The organism is Fulvivirga aurantia (assembly GCF_009711475.1).
GTDB lineage: Bacteria > Bacteroidota > Bacteroidia > Cytophagales > Cyclobacteriaceae > Fulvivirga > Fulvivirga aurantia.
On sequence record NZ_SMMD01000261.1, the window covers coordinates 1 to 1,377 of the forward strand.

Below are 1,377 nucleotides of genomic sequence, written 5' to 3' on the forward strand. Positions count from 1 at the left end.
ATTATATTTAAGAGTGGTAGATACGAGCTACAAGCTCGCACTAGTGGGGGAGAAATGGAACAATTCATATTCAATCAAGAGATGTCCGAAAAAGGAGTGGATAAATTTATTGACCTTCTCACTACTGTCACTGCTTCATTTGATGAGCAAACTAAAGATACGACTCAATAAAAACTAGATTACGATGAAGAGTATAATTTATGTCTTTTTACTGGTTGCCCTGCCTAATTGTTCAGGGAAGGGCAATAGATCCCAAAATAACATCATTCTAGGCAAATGGATTGGTTATAAAACCATCACAATGTATGAAGGAGACACTACAAAAGTTAGTAATAATAATTTGCAAGAAATTTTCTTTAAGGACTCAGTGTACTGGGGTTTTGCCAATGCCAAGGGATATGAAATATTACCTTATTCAATACATAAAGATCATTTAATTATTAACGGAGAAGAATTAGAGCTTCTAGAATTAAGTGATTCTGTTCATTCATATAAAAGAAAAACACTGATACCTGATAAATATAGAATTTATATCTTTCGTAAGGCAGAAGGTTTAGATTGGTAACTTCTAACGTGTTGAGAATCCTAGCTGGTGTAAGCTTGTAACTCGTATCCACAACCAGTCAATCCGATCAATCCTTTGAAGTAAATTCATTAAGACTTTCTACCATTACCCAATGAGCAGGAAGCACAAATTCTATAATAAAGAAGGGCTTTATTTTGTAAGTTTTGCAACAGTTTATTGGCTTGATGTTTTTATACGGGATCTGTACTTCAATGCTATGCTAGAAAGTTTGAATCATTGCAGAAAAAACAAAGGAATGGAGCTATATACATGGTGCATCATGCCAAGCCATATTCATCTGATCTTTCGGGCAAAGGAAAAAGATCCGGGCTACTTATTGAAATCCTTAAAAACCTTTACCTCCAAGGCCCTTCAAAAGTTAATAGAAGAAAATACTCAGGAGAGCCGAAAGGAATGCCTGCCTGCACGGAGCAGTTTCGGCAAAGGCAGGGATGCTCTGGATGATGGAAAAAGCAGGCGCTAACAATAGCAAAATTAAACGTAGGCAATTCTGGTAGCAAAATAATAAACCAATTGAATTATGGAGCCCACAGGTAATTGATCAAAAAGTAGACTATATACATTTTAATCCGGTTGAAGCTGGTTTTGTAAATGAACCTGAACATTGGAAGTATAGCAGTGCCATTGATTATAGTTGAGGGAAAGGACTGCTGGAAATTGATTATATTTAAGAGTGGTAGATACGAGCTAAAAGCTCGCACCAGCGGGGGATATTACTTCTGAACAAGGTTTCAATCAAGCTTTAAAACGAATTAATAATGACTAGCATAGCGCGATATTTACTTTTTTTT

General features: G+C 35.9%; 2 protein-coding genes. Both read left to right on the forward strand.

What is annotated here, in order from left to right; translation table 11 throughout:
- Nucleotides 1-184 precede the first annotated feature (184 nt).
- Nucleotides 185-565 (forward strand): hypothetical protein, encoded by a 381-nt coding sequence (locus tag E1176_RS00965; protein ID WP_155208722.1) that lies wholly within the window; start codon nucleotides 185-187, stop codon nucleotides 563-565.
- Nucleotides 566-677: 112 nt separating this feature from the next.
- The gene (locus E1176_RS00970; protein ID WP_246205902.1) at nucleotides 678-1,049 is read left to right on the forward strand and encodes a transposase; all 372 of its coding nucleotides are present in this window, start codon (nucleotides 678-680) and stop codon (nucleotides 1,047-1,049) included.
- Nucleotides 1,050-1,377 lie beyond the last annotated feature (328 nt).